General features: G+C 60.3%; 19 protein-coding genes. 3 read left to right on the top strand and 16 right to left on the bottom strand.

Translation table 11 applies throughout. From position 1 onward, the window contains the following. Positions 1 to 10 precede the first annotated feature (10 nt). The 16 genes from cofC to U5A82_RS01060 form a co-directional block, all read right to left on the bottom strand. Complete coding sequence (gene cofC, locus U5A82_RS01135) at positions 11 to 598, bottom strand: 2-phospho-L-lactate guanylyltransferase (protein ID WP_326288002.1); 588 nt, start codon at positions 596 to 598, stop codon at positions 11 to 13. Next, positions 595 to 1,527: a 2-phospho-L-lactate transferase gene (gene cofD, locus U5A82_RS01130; protein WP_326288001.1), complete on the bottom strand. Its 933-nt coding sequence runs from the start codon at positions 1,525 to 1,527 to the stop codon at positions 595 to 597. The genes cofC and cofD overlap by 4 nt, the downstream gene beginning before the upstream one ends. Next, the gene (cofE, locus tag U5A82_RS01125; protein WP_326287999.1) at positions 1,524 to 2,282 is read right to left on the bottom strand and encodes a coenzyme F420-0:L-glutamate ligase; all 759 of its coding nucleotides are present in this window, start codon (positions 2,280 to 2,282) and stop codon (positions 1,524 to 1,526) included. Before cofE ends, cofD begins: the two co-directional genes overlap by 4 nt. Before the next feature lie 42 nt (positions 2,283 to 2,324). Next, positions 2,325 to 2,966, bottom strand: a complete 642-nt coding sequence (gene npdG / locus U5A82_RS01120; RefSeq protein WP_442802127.1) for an NADPH-dependent F420 reductase — start codon at positions 2,964 to 2,966, stop codon at positions 2,325 to 2,327. Between the two features lie 24 nt (positions 2,967 to 2,990). Beyond that, entirely contained in the window at positions 2,991 to 5,312 is a 2,322-nt protein-coding gene (gene cofH / locus U5A82_RS01115) for a 5-amino-6-(D-ribitylamino)uracil--L-tyrosine 4-hydroxyphenyl transferase CofH (protein WP_326287996.1), read from the bottom strand. A 25-nt stretch (positions 5,313 to 5,337) separates the two neighbouring features. Further along, a complete protein-coding gene (locus U5A82_RS01110) occupies positions 5,338 to 7,578 on the bottom strand; it encodes an acyl-CoA dehydrogenase family protein (protein WP_326287995.1) in 2,241 nt (746 codons plus the stop codon). A 47-nt stretch (positions 7,579 to 7,625) separates the two neighbouring features. After that, entirely contained in the window at positions 7,626 to 8,378 is a 753-nt protein-coding gene (locus tag U5A82_RS01105) for a 2-oxo acid dehydrogenase subunit E2 (protein ID WP_326287993.1), read from the bottom strand. 2 nt (positions 8,379 to 8,380) lie between these two features. Then, a complete protein-coding gene (locus U5A82_RS01100; protein ID WP_326287991.1) occupies positions 8,381 to 8,611 on the bottom strand; it encodes a biotin/lipoyl-containing protein in 231 nt (76 codons plus the stop codon). Next, positions 8,612 to 9,604 (bottom strand): alpha-ketoacid dehydrogenase subunit beta, encoded by a 993-nt coding sequence (locus tag U5A82_RS01095; RefSeq protein WP_326287989.1) that lies wholly within the window; start codon positions 9,602 to 9,604, stop codon positions 8,612 to 8,614. It abuts the gene before it with no gap. An 11-nt stretch (positions 9,605 to 9,615) separates the two neighbouring features. Continuing rightward, the gene (locus U5A82_RS01090) at positions 9,616 to 10,599 is read right to left on the bottom strand and encodes a thiamine pyrophosphate-dependent dehydrogenase E1 component subunit alpha (RefSeq protein ID WP_326287987.1); all 984 of its coding nucleotides are present in this window, start codon (positions 10,597 to 10,599) and stop codon (positions 9,616 to 9,618) included. A 14-nt stretch (positions 10,600 to 10,613) separates the two neighbouring features. After that, a complete protein-coding gene (locus U5A82_RS01085) occupies positions 10,614 to 11,729 on the bottom strand; it encodes an acyl-CoA dehydrogenase family protein (RefSeq protein ID WP_326288766.1) in 1,116 nt (371 codons plus the stop codon). Between the two features lie 32 nt (positions 11,730 to 11,761). After that, positions 11,762 to 12,958, bottom strand: a complete 1,197-nt coding sequence (locus tag U5A82_RS01080; RefSeq protein WP_326287985.1) for an acetyl-CoA acetyltransferase — start codon at positions 12,956 to 12,958, stop codon at positions 11,762 to 11,764. A 2-nt stretch (positions 12,959 to 12,960) separates the two neighbouring features. Beyond that, complete coding sequence (locus U5A82_RS01075; protein WP_326287984.1) at positions 12,961 to 14,415, bottom strand: 3-oxoacyl-[acyl-carrier-protein] synthase III C-terminal domain-containing protein; 1,455 nt, start codon at positions 14,413 to 14,415, stop codon at positions 12,961 to 12,963. 59 nt (positions 14,416 to 14,474) lie between these two features. Continuing rightward, positions 14,475 to 15,287, bottom strand: a complete 813-nt coding sequence (locus U5A82_RS01070; RefSeq protein ID WP_326287982.1) for an enoyl-CoA hydratase/isomerase family protein — start codon at positions 15,285 to 15,287, stop codon at positions 14,475 to 14,477. 4 nt (positions 15,288 to 15,291) lie between these two features. Continuing rightward, positions 15,292 to 16,212 (bottom strand): SDR family NAD(P)-dependent oxidoreductase, encoded by a 921-nt coding sequence (locus tag U5A82_RS01065; protein ID WP_326287980.1) that lies wholly within the window; start codon positions 16,210 to 16,212, stop codon positions 15,292 to 15,294. Between the two features lie 72 nt (positions 16,213 to 16,284). Beyond that, positions 16,285 to 17,139, bottom strand: a complete 855-nt coding sequence (locus U5A82_RS01060) for a MaoC family dehydratase (protein WP_326287978.1) — start codon at positions 17,137 to 17,139, stop codon at positions 16,285 to 16,287. 205 nt (positions 17,140 to 17,344) lie between these two features. On the opposite strand from U5A82_RS01060, the gene U5A82_RS01055 reads away from it, so the two are divergent. From U5A82_RS01055 to U5A82_RS01045, 3 genes are all read left to right on the top strand, one after another. Beyond that, positions 17,345 to 17,974, top strand: coding sequence for a PaaI family thioesterase (locus U5A82_RS01055; protein WP_326287976.1), 630 nt, complete (start codon positions 17,345 to 17,347; stop codon positions 17,972 to 17,974). 132 nt (positions 17,975 to 18,106) lie between these two features. Then, positions 18,107 to 18,379: a hypothetical protein gene (locus U5A82_RS01050; protein WP_326288812.1), complete on the top strand. Its 273-nt coding sequence runs from the start codon at positions 18,107 to 18,109 to the stop codon at positions 18,377 to 18,379. Then, positions 18,288 to 19,130, top strand: a complete 843-nt coding sequence (locus tag U5A82_RS01045) for an NADPH-dependent F420 reductase (protein WP_326288764.1) — start codon at positions 18,288 to 18,290, stop codon at positions 19,128 to 19,130. Before U5A82_RS01050 ends, U5A82_RS01045 begins: the two co-directional genes overlap by 92 nt. Positions 19,131 to 19,243: the final 113 nt, after the last annotated feature.

The following is a 19,243-nucleotide window of genomic DNA, read 5'->3' as shown; positions in this document are numbered from 1 at the left end:
TGGTCCTCTTTCAATCCGTCGTCCAGCCACTGATATGGGGGTTGTGGCGACAGGCCTGATGATAGTCATCGGGCGTGTCCATATCGAGCGCCAGGCCAGTGCGCCTGACGATACCGGCCCTTCCTCGTCCGGCTTCGACGTGCCACACGAAACTGTCGGGACCAAACCCAAAGGCAAATCCCGTCGGATCGTTCAGAGCGATTGCGTTCGTGCCGGTGCCGATATGATCCGGGGCGATAGCCATCGACGTTTGGCCCGCAACGTCGAGCAGGTCGGCAATGTCCTGCGGCTTAAGTAAAGGAAGGTCGGCATGGATGATTAGCAAGCGCCTTATCGACGGACTCCTCGTAAGGGAGCCCAGTTCCGTATTGAGGCCCTGCCCCCTGTCGTTGATGAGGCGACCGTCCCATCCAGAAGGACGCATGTCTGACAACACCGCGATCTCCCGCACAGCATAGCAGCTTGCCAGAACCGCGATCGTATGCTCAAGCATGGCATAGCTCAGCCGATCGCGCTGCTTGGGAGAGAAGAGCCCTGCGAGGCGAGTCTTTCGCGCAGCGCTCCCTTTGAACGGAATGACCGCGGTCCAGCCTGTCACCGCAGAGCTTGCGCCAAAGCCAACGTCGCTTGCGCGACCCGCGCCCGATCATCCAGGCTGTTCATCATTATATCAGCAGACGCCGACACGATCCCGGCAACGCCAAGGTCATCGCCCGAATTGATCAACAGACCGTCGATCAACCCTTCATAATGTTCTGCGATCGTAACCAACGAGACCGGAAGGCCAAGTTCGGCCATCAGCTTTACGGTCGGTCCTTTGACAGCTTTCCCGCCGATGATCGGCGAAACCGCAACTACCGGCGCCACGCTGTTTTCGAGGGCGTCCCTTATCCCTGGAACAGACAGGATCGGATCGATGCTGAGATAAGGATTGGATGGCGCGATCACGATGGCACTGGTTGCAGGATCGATGATTGCCTCCAGCAGACCCGGCGCTGCCTTGGCCGTCTGCACGCCTTCGAAGCGGATGGCGCTGACTTGCGGTATACAGCGACGTTCGACAAAATAGCGCTGAAACGCCAGATCGCCCTCATCGGTCGTCACGATGGTGGAGACGGGATCATCGCTCATCGGCAGGACGGACACGTCGACGCCCCAGGCCGCGGCGAACCCGGCGGTCACCGCGCTCAAAGACTGCCCCGCTCGCAATTGGCCTGTCCGCAGGATGTGAAGCGCAAGATCGCCATCGCCAAGCTGGAACCAGTCCTCACCCCCCAGTGACCGCAACGCCGCCATGAAGTTCCAGCTTTCGTCCTCCCGGCCCCAGCCTTTTTCCTGGTCTGCCTTCGACGCCAAGGTATAGAGAAGCGTGTCGATATCAGGCGATATATTCAGGCCCAGATGGTCGAAATCGTCCCCTGTGTTGACGATTGCTGTAATCTGGCCGGCTGGTATGACCTGACACAGACCCAGAACCAGCTTGGCACCGCCGACGCCGCCGGTCAGCACGACGATCTTGTCCGTCATCGGAACAGGTCCTCCGTCATCGGGCGGACGATCGCGGATGCGGGCCTGGGTTGTTCGGTCCAGTGCAGGCCGCGGACAAGGGCCGCAGGAACGCCTTCTGACCCTTCGCCCATCGCCAGTCCGGCCGCCGTTGCCACCATATCGGCAAGCGCGATCTGCGTCACTTCCAGAACCCGTCCGTCCCGGTCGATCTCGCCCCTCTTGTCCTGGAGCGCCGGCAAGCCGCTTGCACCCAAGGCGACGCAGACGACGCCCATGCGCCAGGGCCGCCCAAAGCTGTCCGAGATGACGACAGCAGGCGCATGACCGAAGTGTTGTTTCAGCCCAAGCCTGATGCCCTCGGCCGATCCGTCCGCATCTTCGGGCAGCAGCAGCGCATAGTCACCCTGCCGACCGCCAATGTTGGAGCGATCGATGCCGGCGTTAGCCATGACATGGCCGCTTCTGTGCTGGGTGATCAGCACATGGGGAACCGCACGCAGCACTGCGCGCGATTCCGCCAGGACGAGTTCGACAAGCCGCGCATCCTTGCGCGTGATTTCAGCGAGGCGCAGCGCCTCTGGCCCAGGGGTGACATGGGTCAGATCAACGAACCGATCTTCAGCCTTCGAAACGATCTTCTGCGTGACGACCAAAATGTCGCCTTCGCGAAAAGGCGCTAAGCCGTGCGCTTCTATACTGTCTGCCAGTATCTCATCGAGAGCGGCTTGGGGCGCAATCTCGCCGATCCCCTTTAGTGGGCAGATTTCTATCATTCGTAATGCCAGTTCGGTTCATCGGAAGCGTATCGACCCGGCTTATTCCAAAACGCCGGTCAAGCGAATACCTGCTTCGCCAGGGCCGTAAGTTTTATTGATGAAGATCAATACGGACGTCAGCGCTTCAGCAGCCGCGGAATTGCCAAGCGCGCCGGCATGGAAGGCCCGCAAGCCCATGAGGTCCGCTAGTTCGACCACCTGCTCACGCGAGGCCTTGTCATCGCCAAACACCAGCACGTCGCAATTGATCGCATCGTCGGTTGCAAGTTTGTGGGCCGCGACGTTATGAAATGCGGATACGACGTTCACGCCTTCTCCCAATTGTGCCTGCGCGCGCTGCGCTGCGCTGCCTTCAGGAGGCAGTTGCACGCGCATTACTTTGGGCGGCACCAGTGGCACAGTGGTATCCACGACAATCTTGCCGGCACAATGGGCCGCGATGTCGGCGAGCGTCCCTGTCTGCGCTGCGAAAGGCACGGCAACGATAATGAGGTCAGCTTCCTGCGCCGCGTCCACGTTCGTCCTGCCGACCAGCCCAAAGCCCAGCTCAGCAGCCGCGTTCTGCGCGCTTTCCAGCGAGCGAGAGCCGATCAGGACGGTGCGGCCAGCCTTCGCCAGCCGGCGCGCAATCGCAGCACCCAATTTACCGGTTCCGCCGATGACGGCGATCGTTCCTGCCATATCAATCATCCTTTTAAACCAAAGCTATTCTGCAGCTTCTAACGCCTGGTGTGCAACTCGCTCATATAATGTCGTCCGCTGCATCGCATGTCGGCCCGATTCCCGCGCGAGCGCATGCATCTGATCGGGATCGCACAATTGTCCGTTCAGGCCACCGGCTGCACGCGTGATCAATTCATCCATCAGCGTACCACCCAGATCATTGACGCCTGCGCGCAATGCGGCCGCAACCCCGGTCGGCCCCAACTTCACCCAGCTTACCTGGATGTTGGATATTACAGGGTGCAGGACGAGCCGGGAGACGGCGTACATCAAGATGGTTTCGCGAAAACTGGGCCCCGAGCGCGAGAGGCCCTTACGCCAGATTGGCGCTTCCATATGGACAAAAGGCAGCGGGACGAATTCTGTGAAGCCGCCAGTTTCGACCTGAAGATCACGGATCTTCAGCAGATGTCGCGCCCAATGCTCATATCCTTCGACATGCCCGAACATCATGGTGGCAGTCGACCGAAGCCCGACCCGGTGCGCCGTGCGCATGACGTCGAGCCATTGGGCGCTGTTCAACTTGTCCGGGCAGATGATCGCGCGGATATCATCGTCCAGTATCTCTGCGGCCGTACCGGGCAGTGTAGACAGACCCGCGTCACGCAGACGGATGAGATAGGCTTCAAGGCCCATTCCAAGGGTCGTGGCGCCGTGCATGACCTCCAGTGGCGAAAAGGCATGGATATGGATATTTGGCGCAGCCTCGCGCACGGCGTGAAGAACCGAAAGATAGGTATGCCCATCATAGTCGGGATGAATCCCGCCCTGCAGGCAAACCTCCGTAGCGCCTCTGTCCCCTGCTTCTGCCGCGCGGCGCCCCACCTCCGCAAGATCAAGCCGGTAGGCGGGGCCGCGCATCGCCTTCGTACTGCCCTTGGAAAAGGCGCAGAAGCCGCATTTGTAAAGGCAGATATTGGTATAATTGATGTTACGGTTGACGACATAGGTCACCGCGTCCCCCGACATGTCCTGGCGCACGGCGTCGGCCGCTTTGGCAAGCAGCAGCAGATCAGAACCGTCCGCCCGGAACAGCCTGACGATATCATCTTCACTCAACCGTTCACCAGCGCGAGCGCGGCCAATCAGCGTTTCGATCACCCCCGTATCAACCGTGCGGGTGCCACCCACCAGCGCAGGCGCGCTATCGCCCGTGCCCGCGTGCCACCCGTCGGTTACGGGAAAACCCCGTCCATCGATCGAGCGACGTATGATTTTGGCAATGGCAGGCTCTGCCCAGCGGTCGGCATCCTGCGCATAGGCGGGGCCGATCGCCAGTCGCTCCCGTAAAACGCGCCCGGCATCCAGGGTTGCCTTTTCCAGCAGCGCCAGATGCGGCCAGGGTGCTTCGGGGTTTACATGGTCCGGCGTCACTGGGGACACCCCGCCCCAATCATTCACACCGGCCTTCAACAATGCGGCCAACTCTTCGGGTGCATGAAGATTGGGCGGGGCCTGAATGACCATGTCGGGACCCAGGATCAAGCGGGCGACAGCGACGGTCCACAGATGCTCGTCCAGCGTCGGCTCGGGATGATCGACCATCTTCGTACCGGGCTTGGCCCGGAAATTCTGAATGATGACCTCCTGGATATGACCATGGCGCCGGTGCAGGTCCCGGATGGCGACTAGCGCATCGATCCGCTCATCGCGCGTTTCGCCGATCCCGATGAGCAGACCCGTGGTGAACGGAATGCCGGCCCGTCCAGCCGCCTCTATCGATTCCAGCCGGCGCGCGGGCCATTTGTCGGGCGAACCATAATGCGGACCGCCCTTCGCCGACAGCCGTTCCGACACCGTTTCCAGCATAAGGCCCATAGAGGCTGAAACCCCGCGCAGCGCCGCGTAATCGGCCTCGTCCATCAGGCCGGCATTGATATGCGGCAGCAGCCCGGTTTCGTCGAGAACAGCGCGCGCCATCTCCTCGACATAGGACAGGGTGCTGGCATGGCCAAGCAGCCCCAGCGCTTCACGCGCGGCTCCATAACGCGCCTCCGGCCGGTCGCCGAGCGTGAACAGGGCCTCGCGACAGCCCGCAGCTACCCCGGCCCTGGCAATCGCGAGCACGGCGTCCCGCGACATATAGGCACTGCCGACCTCACTTGGTGTCGATGCGAAGGTGCAATAGTGGCAGACGTCACGGCACAGCTTGGTCAGCGGAATGAAGACCTTGCGCGAATAAGTCACGACCGGACCGAAACCGGCGATCGTCAGATGTTCGGATCGCGCCAGCAACGTGGCGAGCGGCCCGTTGGCCAGCGCGCGCACATCCTGTTCGGGCAGTTCATCATACACGCTTGGCATTCCACTATCCTTAAGATCAGCGCAGTCAGCTGGCGAAAAGCGTCTTTGCGATGAGAGTGCGCTGAATCTCGTTCGTCCCGCCGAAAATGGACCAGCATCGACCATAGAGATACTGATGGCCCATGAAACTGGCGCGCTGGGCCGCACTAAATTGTCCAAGGGGTGCCATATGCAGATCGTGGGGATCATGGGCGCCGCCCAGCGGCCCTTCGATTTCCAGCGCCAGTTCGGACAATTGCTGGAGGATCTCGGTACTGCGGATCTTGAGAACCGACGCTTCGGGTCCGTCGCGCGACGCGCCCTGCGCCCATTGGAAAATATAGTCCTGCTCCATGGCGCATAGCGTGAGTAGCGCAATCTCCGCGCCGGCCAGCTTTTCGGCCAGACGGTCCCGCGATGGCGATGGCGTCACATCGGACAGCATCGCCTTGATATTCTTCAGCAGGCGCAGTTTGGGTCCAGTATCGGCAATCGCGACGCGCTCGTGCGACAGCAGGAACTTGGCAATGGTCCATCCCTGGCCTTCCTCGCCCACGAGATTGTCGACCGGAACCCGGACGTTATCGAGGAAAAGCTGGTTCGTATGATGCTGACCGTCGATGGTCACGATGGGCCTCACCTCGATGCCCGGACTGTTCATATCGATCAGTAGCATGGAAATCCCGCGCTGGGCCTTCACGTCGCGATCCGTACGGACAAGGCAGTGCATCATGTCGGCCCAGTGCGCCTCGGTCGTCCACATCTTCGTGCCATTGACGACATAATGGTCCCCATCGCGCACCGCGCTGGTTTTCAGGGACGCAAGGTCGGACCCGGAGTTGGGCTCCGAATAGCCCTGGCACCACCAGGTATCGCTCGACAATATGCCGGGCAGATATTTTTCACACTGCTCCTGCGTGCCGAATTCCTGCAACACAGGACCGATCATGTTGACCCCGTAGGGAATGATCATCGGCGCGTTGTTGAGCGAAGACTCCTGAAGAAAAATCAGCTGCTGGTCGATCGTCCAGCCAGCCCCGCCATGTTCGACCGGCCAGCCGGCTGCGAACCAGCCTTTGTCGTGCAGGATCTTCTGCCAGCGGACATAATCCTCCTTGTGGATTTCAAGACCTAGCGCGCCCTTGCTGGCGATATCCGCAGGAAGGTGGGTGCGAACGAAATCACGGACTTCGGCGCGGAAAGCAGTTTCCTGGACGACACTGACGCCCAGACCAGCGTAGCGCGCACGGTGCAGGTCCGCGCTTCCCAGTTCAGCCCGGATGGCGGCCAGGCGGCGCATATAATGGCTGACGTCCAGTTCATCGCTGACACCCATGCCGCCATGCATCTGCACCGCCTCATGGCCGATCTTGCGCCCAGCCTCGTCGACCAGGGCCTTTGCGGCGGACGCCAGGGCGGACCTGTCCGATCGGCTGGCATCGAACGCGTTGATCGCCAGTTCGGTTAGGACCCGTGCCTCCTCGGCGGTCGCATGCATGTCCGCCGCACGATGCTGCAACGCCTGGAAGGTGGCGAGGGGAACCCCGAATTGCTTGCGCGTGCCGAGATAGGCGTAGGTCGCCGCGTTTAGGGCGACCATGATCCCCGTCGCTTCGGCCGCCAACGCGATCACGCCCCGCTCGATCGCTTCGACGATCCCGTCGGGGCCGCATATGCGACGTGCCGCGACGTTCGTCAGTTCGATGGTAGCCGCTGACGCGCCGTCGATCATGCGGAAGCTGTCGATAACCAGCCCCTCCGCCTTGGCATCGACGAGGAAAGCTCCCGCTTCGCCGTCCAGCGTCGCAGTGACAACAAACTGGTGGGCCAGATCGGCATGACGGACGGCCAACTTGCGTCCGGTCAGGCAAAAGCCATCGGCGACAGCCACGGCCTTGCTGCCCGGAAGCGCGAAGGGATCATAACCTTCCTCATGCGCGAACGCCGTGATCGCTTCGCCCGCTATCAGCCCGGACAGATCCTCGCCCGCACAATGCAGTATCGCGCCACACAGCGCGCTGGCCAGCACCGGTTCAACGACAAGTTTCCGTCCGACTTCTTCCATGACCACCGCGATGTCGCGCATACTGCCGCCAAAGCCGCCCGCCTCTTCCACAACGGTCGCGCCAAGAATGCCCTGCTCGGCAAGGTGCGGCCAGAGCGCCAGCCGATCCGGCTCTTCTGCCGAAAGCCGCCGTCGCCGCTCCTCGAAATCATTTTCGACATCGAGAAGCCTGCCCAGCATGTCGCCGAACATCTGCTGCGTTTCTGTTCTTGCGAACGTCATTTTTAATCAGCCTTTTTATCAGACTTTGTGTACCCGCGCCTCATCCGTCACCCGAACAGCGTTCCATCGGCGAATATGCCGCCGATCGCCCGGACAAACCGCGCAGCATCCGCGCCGTTGATAACGCGATGATCATAACTCAGAGAAAGCGGCAGCATTTTTCGCCAAACAACATTACCGTCATCGCCAGGGGCTGGCCGAAGCTGAATAGCGGTCGCTCCCAGGATCGCGACGTCGGGAGCATTGATGATAGGCGTGAACGCCGTACCTCCGATATGTCCGAGCGACGTCAGCGACATCGAACTGCCCGCCATCTCCGCCATCGACAGGCCTTTGGTCCGCGCCTTTTCCGCGATCGCCGATATGGCGATGGCGATATCGGCTAGGGTCATCGTGTCAACGTCCCTCAAGACCGGCACGAACAAACCGGCGGGCGTATCGACCGCCACACCGATGTTCACATATTTCTTGAGGATGATCGACAAACCGTCATCGCTGAGCGACGCGTTGAACTGCGGGAAGTCAGCCAAAACCTGGCCAAGCGCCCGGACCAGCAAGGCAACCGGGCTGATCTTCGCGCCCGGATTTGCACGGTTCCAGTCCGTGCGCCTGGTTTCGGCCTCGGTCACATCGACTTCATCATGATGCGTGACATGCGGTATGGCCAACCAGTTGCGGCCCAGAAACTTCCCCGTCAGTTTCTGGATGGGGGTGAGCTTCCTCACCTCCACTTCCCCGAATTCGGAGAAATCGGCGACCGGCCAGGCCGGGAGCGATGCTATCAAGCTCTCAAGGCTCATGATTACTCGATCACGCCCAAGACCGTGCCCACATCATAGGTTTCGCCGGGCTGCATGATGATGCGCAAAGTCCCTGACGCTGGTGCTTCGACCTCGTTGGTCGATTTGTCACTCTCCAACGAGAAGAGAGGCTCGCCCTCAACGGCCTGCCCCCCATCGGGCACCAGCCATTCAGACAATTGGCCTTCGCTCATCGAAAAGCCCAGTTTGGGAAGCAGAATTTCGGTGGCCATCTAAATATCCCTTTCAGTCAAGAGTGCGCGAACCGCTGCTTCGATGCCCGCTGTAGAAGGAACAAAGGCGGTTTCGAGCGGCTTTGAGTAGGGCACCGGCGCAAATGCGCCGCCCAGACGCCTGACCGGCGCTTTCAACGCGCCGAAGAAATGATCGCTCAGATCGGCAGCGATCTCGGCACCGACGCCAAACTCCTTCACGGCCTCATGGACGATCAGAGCGCGTCCGGTCTTTTGCACCGAAGCGTAAACCGTTTCCTTGTCCCATGGCGCGATAGTCCGCAAATCGACGACCTCGACGGAGACGCCGCTGTCGGCAAGCGCCGCGGCGGCGGCCATCGCGGGTGCAACCATCGTCGCATAGGTGACGATCGTCAGATCGCTTCCCTCCTGCACGACCTTGGCCTGGCCGAGCGGGATGACTTCCTTGGTGAAAGGGCTGCTGTTCCAATAGGTAGGCAGATTCTCGATGAAGATGACCGGGTCGTCATCCTCGATCGCACTGCGCAGCAAGCCGTAGGCGTCGGTGGGATTGGATGGCGCCACCACCTTGATGCCGGGCGTATGGGCGAACCAGGCCTCCAGATAATCGCTGTGCTGGCCGCCGTTCGACATGCCCGCACCCGTCATCGTGCGGATGACGATGGGGACATGAGTCTGCCCACCCGACATGAAGCGCAACTTGGCGGCATGATTGATGATCATGTCCATCGCGATGGTCGTGAAGTTCATCAGCATGATCTCGGCGACGACCCGATGCCCCCGCAGCGAAGCCCCGATCGCCGTACCGATGATCGCCTGTTCCGAAATCGGGGTCGACTTGACCCGATCGTCGCCGAACGCCGTCGAAAGGCCTTTGGTCGCGCCGGCCACGCCCCCCTCTTCCCGATCGGCAACATCCTCGCCCAGGACAAGGAGCGTGGAATCAGCAGCCAGCGCATCGTAAAGCGCCAGATTGACGGCCGAAATATTGTTCATGGTATCTGTCGTCATCATCTGATCCTTCAGGCCAGCTCATGGGCGAAGACGTCGCGCTTCAATTCAGAAACGTCGGGCCATTCGGCATCGAATGCCGCTTTTACCGCCTCTTCGATGCGGGCCTTGATGTCCGCATCGATCGCGTCGAGCGCTTCCTCGCTCGCCGCGTCGTCGACCAGAACCCGCTTGCGCAAGGTGACGAACGGGTCATTCTGCTTTGCCGACGCCATTTCATCCTTGGGAATATAGCCCGCAGCATCGCCGATCAGATGGCCGTTGAAGCGGAAGGTCAGCGCCTCGATCAGCGTAGGCCCCTCGCCTGCCCGCGCACGATCGACTGCGATCTTTGCTGCGCCATACATCTCGTCTACGTCGTTGCCGTTGACCGTCACGCCCGCCATGCCATAGCCAGCGGCCCGCTTCGACAATTGATCGACAGCCGTCGAATTGGCGAAGCTGGTATGTTCTGCATAGCGATTATTCTGGCAGATGAAGATCACCGGCAGCTTCCACAAGGACGCCAGGTTCAGCGATTCATGAAACGCGCCGATATTGGCGGCGCCATCGCCAAAATTGGCGACGGCTACATGCCCCTTGCCCTCAAGTTTGGCGGACCAGCCAAGGCCTGTGGCGATCGGCATCGATGATCCCACGACACCTGTCGTCACCATGCAGCCACTCTCCGGGTGGGTCAGGTGCATCGTCCCGCCCTTGCCCTTGCAACTACCGGTGATGCGACCGGCCAGTTCAGCCCATAGCGGACCAAGCGGAAAGCCTTTCGCCAGCATGTCATGTGTGCCGCGATAAATGGTGCAGATCGTATCGCCGTCGTTGAGATTGACCGAGAGCGCCGAAGGAATGATTTCCTGACCAGCAGGAGAATAATAAGGCGTCATCAGCAGGCCAGCCTTCATCGCCTTGATGACGCGCATGTCATTATAGCGAATGAGTGCAGCCTTCTTGTAGATTTCGAGGAGCGTGCCCGCGTCCAACACTGGTAGGTTTGACATCCTGTCCTCCTGGATTATCTTTTGTTCGCAAACAGATCGCGGCCGATGATCTGCTTCATCACTTCAGCAGCACCGCCAGCGATGCGCGCAATCCGCGCGTCGATAAATGCGCGCGCGATGGGATATTCGGTCATGTATCCATAGCCGCCGAAAAATTGCAGGCATTCATTGACCACCTTGTTGTGGAGATCGGTAACGAGCAATTTGGCTTTGGCAGCATCGACCGGGCTTAGTTCGCCCTTGAGATGGCTTTCGATACACCAGTCGGTGAACACCCGTAAGGCTGTGGTTTCCGCAGACAATTGCGCAAGCACGAATTGCGTATTCTGGAAATCGGCGATCGTGTGCCCAAACGCCTTGCGCTCGGCGGTGTAGTCCACCGTCCACTGGATCGCTGCCTCGCAGACACAAATGCTGCGGATGGCTTGGGTAAGCCGCTCCTGCGACAATTTGGTCATCAGCATCGCAAAGCCGCGCCCCTCGTCGCCCAGACGGTTGGCGACAGGCACGCGCATATCGCCAAAGAACAGCTCGGACGTGTCCTGCGCCTTCAGGCCGATCTTTTCCAGATTGCGCCCGCGTTCAAAACCTTCATTGTCGGCCGGCGACAGGACGATGCTGACGCCCTTTGCGCCCGCTTCAGGATCGGTCTTGCACGCCACCAGTGCAAAATCGCAATTCTGGCCGTTAGAGATATAGGTTTTCTGACCGTTGATCAGATAGTCGTCACCGTCGCGGACGGCGCGGGTGCGGATGGCCTTGAGGTCGCTTCCGGCGTTGGGTTCGGTCATCGCCACAGCGCCAATCGCCTCGCCCGTCACCATCTTCGGCAGCCAGGTCTGCTTGAGTTCTTCTGATCCCCAGGCAAGAATATAAGGCGCGACCATTTCGGAATGGACCATGAAGCCCGGACCGGACATGCCGGCCTTTGCAAGCTCTTCGATCACGACGACATTATAAAGCCAGTCGGCGCCGATCCCGCCGTAATTTTCGGGGATGTCGCAGCACAGCAGACCCGCCTCGCCCGCCTTGAGCCATACGTCGCGGGGGACGCGCTGCTGCTTTTCCCACGCATCGTGGAAAGGCACCATTTCTGTCTCCACGAAGCTGCGTACAGTATCGCGGAACATCTCATGGTCGGACGAAAATAACGTGCGCTTCATCAGGCAAGACCCAGGATAGAAATACAGGCAATGCCCTGATAGGGAACACCGCCCAGATTATGCGTCAGGCCCATGGAAGGCGAGGAAATTTGCCTTTCGCCGGTCCGGCCAAGAAGCTGGCTATAGACCTCATAGGCCATCCGAAGGCCGGTCGCACCGATCGGATGGCCAAAGCATTTGAGCCCGCCATCGATCTGGCATGGCACCTGCCCATCGGCATCGTAAAAGCCATCGAGGATGTCGTTGACCGCCTTGCCTTCTTTAGAAATGAACAGGTCCTCCATCGTCACCAGCTCAGTGATCGAAAAACAGTCATGCACCTCTATCAAATTTAACTGGGTGCGCGGATCGGTGATCCCCGCTTCCTTGTAGGCGCGGGTCGCGGCACTGCGCGTATTGCGCACATGGCTGCCGTCCCATGTGTTCATCTGCGATTCGATGCCGGAACTGATCGCCAGCTGGATCGCCTTGACCGTCACCAGCTCCTTCTTGCCGAGAGCACGCGCGATTTCCGGCGTCGTGACAATTGCGCAGGCTGCGCCATCAGACACGCCGCAGCAATCGAACAGGCCGAGTGGTTCCGAAATCATCGGCGCATTGATGATCGTCTCCATCGGCACGGCCTTACGTAAATGCGCCTTGGGACTGCTCACCCCATTCTGGTGGCTCTTCCACGAGACATGCGCCATGCCCCGCTTCAAATCCTCCTTCGACATGCCATGTTTGGCGCGATAGCCCGCCGCGAGTTGAGCAAATCCGGCCGGCGACGAACCCATGGGCATCCACATGTCATTGAAAGTACCCTTGAATGGGATGGGCAGTCCACCATAACCCGTGTCCTTGAGCTTTTCCGCTCCAATGGCGACGGCAATGTCGACCGCGCCCGACGCGACTGCGTAAGCCGCCCCGCGCAAAGCCTCCGTCCCGGTCGCGCACATATTCTCGACACGCGTAAAAGGAATGCCGTCGAGCCGGAGCGCCGTTGAAGCCGGAATAGGCGAGTTGCCGACATTCACATTGTCCAAGGCGCTGCCATACCAGCCAGCCTCTATCTGCGAACGCTCGATCCCGGCATCGGCCAGCGCCTCGTCAAAGGCTTCGCGCATGAGGGCCGAGGAATCTGTATCCCAACGTTCGCCGAACTGCGCACAACCCATGCCCAGGATCGCTACCTTGTCCTTGATGCCTGTCGCCATGATTATGCTCCCACCACGCCAGCGGGCGCAGCTTTCCAGAAATAGCGGTTGAAGCCGCGAGCGCGGTCGCGCTCCTTGATCCGATAGGTCAGCTTGAGTGGCGTGCCGACTTCCAGCCCGTCAGGCCCGACATCGACCACCTCCATCAATATCCGCGCGCCATTGTCGAATTGCACGAAACCGACATAGAGCGGCGGAGCAGGATGAAAGGACAGCCAGTCGGCAGTGTAGGTGAACACCTGCGACGGCTCGTCGACGAGCGAATAGTCTTCAAACTGGCTCGCAGGCGCGTTGCAGTCCGGGTTGACGCAATATTCTAGCCGGGGAAACTGGATCGTGGCGCATGTGCCGCATTTGCCCGCGATGAGCGCGTCGATTTGACTACCCGAGCGATATTGCTCCGTCAGCGCCGTCTTCGCCACCTTTTCCGACCGCATACCCCATTCCAGGTCGATACCGTCATAGAAGGAGAGCATGCGCAAATAGCTGTCCGTCGCGATGCCATTGGCGATCGCGCCACTCACACCGTTGCGCGGCTGCGCGTTGCCAATGGCGGCGGTGACCTCGAACACGAGCGCATCGGCGCCTTGACCGAACCCCACGAGCAGAATCCTGTCGCCCGCAGTTGCCGTTTCCAGCACATGAGCCAGCATGAGCAGGGCGTGGGCAGTGCCCGCATATCCAACGCATTCTGCCAAGCCGTCAGCCGGCTTCCCCGCGAAACCGATCTTCTTGGCCACCGCGTCGGCGGCACCGCGCTGGAGCGACGGCATGACGAAATGCGTCAGGTCATTCTCGGCGATGCCGGCTTTCGACAGCGCCTGAGCGATGGCCTGCGGGGCAAGCTTGGCATAGCCTTCGTCACGAACCCAGCGTTCTTCCCAGAAATAGTCATAGCGTTCGCGCGCCGCGCGGAAGTGATCGACAAACGGGGCTGTCACGCTAGCCGCGCCCAGCAACCTTGCGACCACATCGTCTCCCGTCCCCAGCAGGAACGCGGCGGCCCCCGCGCCATAGCTTAGCTCCTGGGTGCTGGCTGGCTTTGCAACCGGTGCGTCGCTGGCAATGAACAACGCCTCTTCGCCCACTTTCAAAGCTTGCAGCAGCCCGGACGTACCGGCGCGCTGCGAATAGCCTGCATCATTGCTGGCGATGGCGGTAGGCAGGTCGAGCGCGCTCGCCACAAGCGCCGCATGCTGAAGGTCGGCATAAGGCAGGCTTGTCGATGCCAGATACACCGCCTCGATCGCGTCGGAGGGCCGCCCGTTGAAACAGTCCCGGCCCGCTTCGACCGCCATGGTGACGGCGTCCTCGTCCCAGCTGGCAAAGGCGCGCGCGCCTTTCGCCTGCCCCCGCAGATTTGGCGCCATCCATCTATGCGCGTCCGCGATGAGCGACCGGTCGATCCGCAGACGCGGCACATAGCCGCCAAACCGTTTAATGCCAAAGTCTGCCATCGAAACTCCACTCGCATGTTTAGCAGCCTGTCGGTCTTCCGCGTCGGCCTGCGTGATAGTCATGTGCTCGACGCAGACGGAAAGCTGGCTGGTCGCTTTTCGATGAAGGCGCGAACGCCCTCCTCGAAATCGGCGGTGCCCACGGCCTCAACGATAGCGTCGCGTTCCGCATTGAGCTGTGCGGAAACCGACTGCTGGCCCGAAGTCGCAAGCAGAGCCTTGGCCTGCCGAACCGCTCCGACCGGGGCACGTGAGAACCACTTGGCCTGCGCTTGTCCTTCCGCTGCCAAATCGGCCGACGCGACAATGCGTGAGGCCAAGCCAAGCCGAAACGCTTCATCCGCACCCACACGCGCTGCGGTGAGGATCAACTCTGCGGCCCGTCTGTCACCAACCACGCGAGGCAACAGCAGACTGACGCCACCATCAGGCGGCAGACCCACTCGCTGATGCGAGAATAGGAAGGTCACCGTTTCATCAGCAATCAGATAATCCGCGCCCAGTGCAAACATCAGCCCCGCGCCCGCTACCGCGCCCTGGCAAACGGCGACGATCGGAACCTTGATCGACAGATAGGCTTCGACCATGCTTCGCACGGCATCCAGTCGCGAGGCAAAGTCGGCACGGCGGGCCTCCACCGGCTGCTCGATGGCGCGCGCGAAACTCCGCACGTCGCCACCGGCCGAAAAATGCGCGCCCTCCCCCCGCACCAGCACAACCCGAACGGTCGGATCGCTTGATATGGAGGAGAACAGCCCAGCCAACAGGGGCACAGCGTCCTGCGGAATGGCGTTGCCATGAGCAGGCCGATTGAAGCTCAGCGTCAGAACGCCGCCGGACCGGTCTACCAGATAGGGTGCATCGTCACCCATCGGGTCAGAAAGGGTCCCAGGTGAAGACATGCGATGAAATGTCGAGCGGATAGAAGCTCGGCTTCATCGCAGGCAGCACATGGCTCACGATAGTCTCCGGCGTCCAGCCGTCAGACGTCTGCGCGGTACGGATCGGACGCGGCTGGCTGAACAGAATCGTCTCGTTCATACGCGAGGAGAAGATTTGCCCGCTGACATCAACCGCGCCGTCGCTCAGCAATCCCACCGCCAGAGGCGCGATCTTGTCGGGCGTCATGCGCTTGGCGATTTCCAGCCGCCTGCGGTTCGCCTCGTCATTGGCCGGGATCGTGCCAACCATGCGCGTGAAAGCGAAGGGTGCGATACAGTTCGACCGGACATTAAATCGCTGCATGTCGATCGCGATCGCCTTCGACAGGCCAGCCACACCGAGCTTGGCGGCCGCGTAATTTGCCTGACCCATGTTGCCGATAAGGCCGCTCGTGGAAGTCATATGGACAAACGCGCCACTTCCCTGTTCCTTGAAATAGGGTGCCGCCGCGCGCGACACATAGAAATAGCCGTCGAGATTGACCGCGCGCACCAAATCCCAATCATCCTTCGCCATCTTGTGGAATATGACGTCGCGCAGGATGCCGGCATTGTTCACGACCGCGTCGATCCTGCCGAAAGCCTTGATCGCGTCCTGAATGATCTGTTCAGCGGATTCCCAGGTTGCGATGGAATGAAAGCTGGGCGCAGCAATGCCGCCCGCAGCCGTGATCTCGTCCGCGACCCGCTGAGCTGGCATGGAGTCCGCGCCGCCGCCGTCCGCCGCGCCGCCAAGATCGTTCACGAGCACGCTTGCGCCGCTTGCCGCAGCTAGCTTGGCGATCTCCGCTCCCACGCCGTTGCCGGCACCCGTCACGATGACGACCTTGCCCGCGAGAATTCCCGACTGAGTCATGTTCTTCCCATCCTTTTCCAAGGCCATATCAACTACAGCGTCCGCAATTAGTGTCAATATACTAATTGTGCCTCAGGCTTCAATCGTCGCGCTTCCCCGGTCGAGGACAATGAGGTCGCGTTCGACCGAACGGCACCGGAAACGAACGCCATTCCCATCGAGAAAAAATTCCACGCGGATCGTTTCGCCGGGGAAAACCGGCTTGCTGAAACGCACTTCCATGGCGCGAAGACGCGCCGGATCCCCATCGCACAGGCGGCTGATGATTGCGCGCGTCGCCAGCCCCATGGTGCATAGCCCGTGAAGGATGGGCCGGTCGAACCCCGCCTTGCGCGCGACCGCCGGGCTGGCATGGATGGGATTGAGATCACCGCTCAAGCGATAGATCAGTGCGATCTGCGGCAGTGTGGGAATGTCCACCACCTCGTCAGGGTCGCCGTCCGGGATCGGCGCCAGTCCGGGACCGATATCGCCGAACCCGCCTTGCCCGCCATCACCGCGAAGGAACAATGTCTGCGTAACGGTCGCGAAAACAACATCACCATCCCTGTCGAACAGGCGTTTCTGCATTTTCATGATGGCGCCCTTGTCGGCGCCTTTGTCCTCGATACTGAGGATCGAATAGTCGCCACGCATCCGGCCTTCGGCGGGAATGGTGGAGTGGATTTCGAAGGCCTGCTCTGCATGCAGGACCTTGACCCAGTCAATCTCCAGTTCCGGTCGATCTATCCAAAAGCCGGGATGCGCGATCGTGTTGCACATCGCCGGCACGGCCTTGAGGCCTTTCTCATATACAAACGCCAGCTGGGTTTCATCCGTGGGATCGCCGCCGTAACCCAGGCCCAGCGCATAGAGAATGGTTTCCGAGGCTGTGTAATCATGATCCTTATCGTCGAGCTTGAAACGCTGTAAAATGTCGAGATTCACGATTCCTGGCTCCCCTGGCGCGTTTAATGTTGACTTGCCTTAGACCATCTAGGATTTAGGAACAAGATGTTCAGCCGCGGTTGGCTGGCGGGCATGGAAGAATGCCGTGAAGGCTTAATGCGCGTCGGTTCGTGTTCAGGTCTTCCGCGTGCTGAATTTATGTGGCGCCGGGACGTGGCCCCTATTCTAGGAACTGGATTAAGGCATGAGCGAAATTATCGGTGATAGCGAGATAGAAACGCGTGCCTCGCAGCACGGGTTGACGGCTCGAATTGAGCTTGCCCAGGCCATAAGGACATTGCTGGACGATTTTTCCTGCTCGATGGCCGATGATGCGGTGTTCGATGAAGCCGCCGCAAATATCCGAGACACCTCGACATTGCTTGCCCAGCAACCCAGCCGACCAGCCCATGTGCGCTATATCGAAGGCGCCTTAACCGGATTGGACGCCCTGAGCGAGCTTGGTCCTTTCACTGGCAGGCTTCATCCCTTGCCTCCGGCCTTCAGGCTGGTCCTGAATGGCGACCGGGCGGAAGCGTACGCCACCTACAGTCATGCCCACCAAGGCGCTCCCGGATTGCTTCAAGGCGGGTTCATCGCTGCCACGTTCGACGAATTGCTGGCCATAGTCCAGACCGGCGTCATCCGAATGACTGCCGATCTTCAGATCGCCTATCGAGCGCCGACCCCGCTTTACAAGGAACTACGTTATACGACTTGGCTAGACAGGGTCGATGGGCGCAAAGCCTATACCAAGGGTACGTTGCACGATGGTGATCGCCTTTGCGCAGAGGCTACCGGCCTGTTCGTGGAACCCCGCACACGGCCATTCTAATGAAGCGGACAGCGATCAAGCCGCCAATAATGTCGGGCAGTGAGAGGAAGAGTGAATGTCGTCGCATAGAAACTGCTCTCGCAATTTGCGCCTCAGCTTTCCGACCCAGCCTGTCTATATGATAGAAGGGATATGACGCGGCTCGACCCGACAAAAGGCGACATGGTGAGCCGACGGATCGAACTGTCGGCGTGGTTGTCAACCGTTCGCAACATCGAGACTTATGTACCCGGCATCATTGTCATCTGTCGTCGCCAAAGCGATCCGAACCGCAGGAAGAACTGGGCCTGGACAGGTTTTCCCATCGGCTCGTATCGCTCGACCTGGACATTTAGCAAATCGATTTCATCCCCAGACGCAGGCAAGTGCCTTTTCACGATGTCGCGCGAGAAACCTGCACTATAATAAGGAGTATATACATATGAAAATCGGAATTATCGGGGCGGGAAATATCGGCACCAGCCTGGTCCGCAAGCTCGCCAAAGCGGGCCACGCCGTCAAGGTCGCCAACTCCAAAGGGGTCGATTCATTGCGCGATCTGGCCCAGGAGACCGGCGCGGACGCAGTCGAGAAGAATGATGCAGTCAAGGATGTCGACGCAATCATTCTTTCCATCCCCTTCCTTGCTTATGAGGAACTGACAAGGCTGCTCGATGGCGTTCCGTCCGACGTCGTCGTGATCGACACGTCGAACTACTACCCTTTCCGCGACGGCGTGATCGATGGTGTCGATAGTGAGGCGCCCGAAAGCGTCTGGGTCAGCGAACGGATCGGTCGGCCGGTCGTGAAGGCATGGAACGCGGCATTGGCGACGACACTCGCTGATCGCGGCAAGCCGAAAGGTGCTGAGGGTCGGATCGCATTGCCGGTGTCAGGTGACGATGCAGCGGCAAAGTCGGTCGCTATGCAGTTGGTGGAGGACACTGGGTTCGACGCCCTGGACGCCGGCTCACTGGCCAATTCTTGGCGGCAACAGCCTGGAACGCCAGCCTATTGCACCGAACTGACGCGCGACGCACTCAAACAGGCGCTCGCCGCTGCCGACAAGAAACGAGCACCAGAAAATCGAGAAACGCTGATCAAGGGCTTTATCGAGCGTTACGGCCAGCTGACCCACGACGATACAGTTGCAGCCAATCGCGCCGGGACGGCCTGAATGATGGTGGCGGCCAACGCGTAAGCGGCATAGCCCGCACATGCCGCAAAAAGGCAGTTCAGGTTCCCGCCCTGTCGGGGACCTGAACGCCACAGAGGTTGGGCGACATTCAT

Origin of the sequence: Sphingobium sp. CR2-8, assembly GCF_035818615.1 — a bacterium.
GTDB lineage: Bacteria > Pseudomonadota > Alphaproteobacteria > Sphingomonadales > Sphingomonadaceae > Sphingobium.
This window is presented reverse-complemented; position numbering and strand designations above follow the sequence as displayed.

Coding starts and splice junctions, on each gene's coding strand:
- cofD (WP_326288001.1), bottom strand. CDS start 1,527: ATGACGGACAAGATCGTCGTGCTGACCGGCGGCGTCGGCGGTGCCAAG.
- cofE (WP_326287999.1), bottom strand. CDS start 2,282: ATGATAGAAATCTGCCCACTAAAGGGGATCGGCGAGATTGCGCCCCAA.
- npdG (WP_442802127.1), bottom strand. CDS start 2,966: ATGGCAGGAACGATCGCCGTCATCGGCGGAACCGGTAAATTGGGTGCT.
- cofH (WP_326287996.1), bottom strand. CDS start 5,312: ATGCCAAGCGTGTATGATGAACTGCCCGAACAGGATGTGCGCGCGCTG.
- U5A82_RS01110 (WP_326287995.1), bottom strand. CDS start 7,578: ATGACGTTCGCAAGAACAGAAACGCAGCAGATGTTCGGCGACATGCTG.
- U5A82_RS01105 (WP_326287993.1), bottom strand. CDS start 8,378: ATGAGCCTTGAGAGCTTGATAGCATCGCTCCCGGCCTGGCCGGTCGCC.
- U5A82_RS01100 (WP_326287991.1), bottom strand. CDS start 8,611: ATGGCCACCGAAATTCTGCTTCCCAAACTGGGCTTTTCGATGAGCGAA.
- U5A82_RS01095 (WP_326287989.1), bottom strand. CDS start 9,604: ATGACGACAGATACCATGAACAATATTTCGGCCGTCAATCTGGCGCTT.
- U5A82_RS01090 (WP_326287987.1), bottom strand. CDS start 10,599: ATGTCAAACCTACCAGTGTTGGACGCGGGCACGCTCCTCGAAATCTAC.
- U5A82_RS01085 (WP_326288766.1), bottom strand. CDS start 11,729: ATGTTCCGCGATACTGTACGCAGCTTCGTGGAGACAGAAATGGTGCCT.
- U5A82_RS01080 (WP_326287985.1), bottom strand. CDS start 12,958: ATGGCGACAGGCATCAAGGACAAGGTAGCGATCCTGGGCATGGGTTGT.
- U5A82_RS01075 (WP_326287984.1), bottom strand. CDS start 14,415: ATGGCAGACTTTGGCATTAAACGGTTTGGCGGCTATGTGCCGCGTCTG.
- U5A82_RS01070 (WP_326287982.1), bottom strand. CDS start 15,287: ATGGGTGACGATGCACCCTATCTGGTAGACCGGTCCGGCGGCGTTCTG.
- U5A82_RS01065 (WP_326287980.1), bottom strand. CDS start 16,212: ATGACTCAGTCGGGAATTCTCGCGGGCAAGGTCGTCATCGTGACGGGT.
- U5A82_RS01055 (WP_326287976.1), top strand. CDS start 17,345: ATGAGCGAAATTATCGGTGATAGCGAGATAGAAACGCGTGCCTCGCAG.
- U5A82_RS01050 (WP_326288812.1), top strand. CDS start 18,107: ATGACGCGGCTCGACCCGACAAAAGGCGACATGGTGAGCCGACGGATC.